Here is a 1,898-nt window from a genome sequence, read left to right on the forward strand (position 1 = left end):
GGCGCGGGGGACGGGGACCTCGGCGGGGATCGCAGAGACCTGCGGGGCCGACTCGCCGGCGGCGGGCGCCGCGGGCTCGGCGTCTCGCTGCGGCACGGAGCCCCCCTCGGTCGTCGGCGGGCGCAACCCGGGACGGGCGCACTCGGGACAGGATAGTCCGTCCAGGTGTTCGACCGTCCGAGACAAGGCCGCCGGAGATCCGCTATGGTCTATACCACTACCGGCCTTGGAGAGAAGCTCATGTCGTCGCTGCTGCTGCGCAACGCCCGCCTCGTCCTGCCCGACGGGGTGCTCGCGGGATGGCTTCTCGTCGAGGACGGACGGATCACCGGCGTGGCCGCGACCGCGGGGCAGCCGGAGCCGGTGGTCTCGCCGGAGACGGCGGTGCACGACGTGGCCGGGGGGCACGTCGTGCCCGGCTTCGTGGACATGCACGTCCACGGCGGCGGCGGGGCCGCGTTCTCCGCGGGGGACGCGGAGCAGGCTCTGGTCGCGGCGCGCTTCCACCTCGCGCACGGGACCACCACGATCATGGCCTCGACCGTCAGCGGCACGATGTCAGAGATAGAACACCACATCGGCGAGCTGTCCGGCCTGGTCCAGGACGGGATCCTCGCGGGTATCCACCTCGAGGGCCCCTTCATCTCCAAGGCCCGGTGCGGAGCGCACGATCCGGGCCTGCTGCGCGCTCCGGCCCGCGAGGACGTCTCCCGGCTGCTGCGCGCCGGCGACGGCACGGTCCGCATGGTGACGATCGCGCCCGAGCTCGACGGCGGCCTCGACGCGGTGCGGCTGCTCGCCGAGTCCGAGGTGATCGCGGCGATCGGGCACACCGACGCGACGTACGCGCAGACGCGGGCGGCGATCGAACTCGGGGCGCCGGTCGGCACGCACGTGTTCAACGCGATGCGCCCGGTGCACCACCGCGAACCCGGCCCGGTGACCGCGCTGCTCGAGCAGGAGCAGGTGCTCTGCGAGGTCGTCAACGACGGACTGCACGTGCACCCCTCCGTGGTCAGCCTGATGTTCGCGGCCGCCGGAGCGCACCGCGTCGCGCTGATCACGGACGCGATGGTCGCGGCCGGCATGGGCGACGGGGAGTACCGCCTCGGCGCGCTGACCGTGCAGGTGCGCGACGGCGAGGCGCGGCTGGCGGACGGGGACTCGCTGGCCGGCTCCACGCTCACCATGGACAGCGCGCTGCGCAACGCGGTCCGGCTGGCCGGGGTGCCGCTCGCCGACGCCGCGGTCTCCGCCTCGCTCACCCCCGCGCGGGCGCTCGGGATCGCCGACCGGGTCGGCAGCCTGGAGACTGGGAAGCAGGCCGACCTCGTCGTGCTGGACGAGGACCTGCGGGTGGTCTCGGTCATGCAGCGCGGCGCGTGGGTTGACGGGTCCTCACCCGAATAGTCGACCGAACGCCTCTCTTTCCGGTGAAACTTCTCGACTGGCCGAACGGCAGGCGTCTGCCATGAGGGTGACGGTCGCACCAAAGACACCCGTTTGACGGTTTTAGCGGCATGGCCACCACGAAAGAATCTCGGGTGAACGTGCCAACCATTTTCATCACGACGCCAGACCATCGAAGTACGGCGCACCGGAACCACATGGCGGGCACAACGTCCCATCGCCCCCCAACGCGGTCCCTCGCGTCCCACTGAGGAGCTGTCATGGTTCTGTCGGTCTCCGGAGTCCTCCTGCTCGGCGTCATCGTCTTCATCCTGTTCCGCAAGGACGGGCTGAAGGTCTCGCACCTGATCGTGTGCATGATGTTCGGCTTCTACCTCGCCTCCACCTCGATCGCGTCGTCGATCAGGAACAGCACCGACTCCGTCGCCAGCTTCATCAGCGGGCTGCACTTCTAGATCACTCCCCCACCCCCGAGCGAGGTCGCGATG

Annotated in this window: 2 protein-coding genes; both read left to right on the plus strand. The window is 70.7% G+C overall.

What is annotated here, in order from left to right; translation table 11 throughout:
* Nucleotides 1-204 precede the first annotated feature (204 nt).
* Nucleotides 205-1,410: an N-acetylglucosamine-6-phosphate deacetylase gene (nagA, locus tag KDK95_RS34515; RefSeq protein WP_249162332.1), complete on the plus strand. Its 1,206-nt coding sequence runs from the start codon at nucleotides 205-207 to the stop codon at nucleotides 1,408-1,410.
* A gap of 260 nt (nucleotides 1,411-1,670) precedes the next feature.
* Nucleotides 1,671-1,865 carry a DUF2304 domain-containing protein gene (locus KDK95_RS34520; protein ID WP_212522567.1) on the plus strand — a complete coding sequence of 65 codons (195 nt, stop codon included), beginning with the start codon at nucleotides 1,671-1,673 and terminating at the stop codon, nucleotides 1,863-1,865.
* The last annotated feature ends 33 nt before the right edge of the window (nucleotides 1,866-1,898 follow it).

The sequence above is a fragment of the Actinospica acidithermotolerans genome (genome assembly GCF_018139625.1).
GTDB lineage: Bacteria > Actinomycetota > Actinomycetes > Streptomycetales > Catenulisporaceae > Actinospica > Actinospica acidithermotolerans.

What these genes read in the sequence shown, in the direction of transcription:
- nagA (WP_249162332.1), top strand. Translation starts at nt 205, where the DNA reads ATGGTCTATACCACTACCGGCCTTGGAGAGAAGCTCATGTCGTCGCTG.
- KDK95_RS34520 (WP_212522567.1), top strand. Translation starts at nt 1,671, where the DNA reads ATGGTTCTGTCGGTCTCCGGAGTCCTCCTGCTCGGCGTCATCGTCTTC.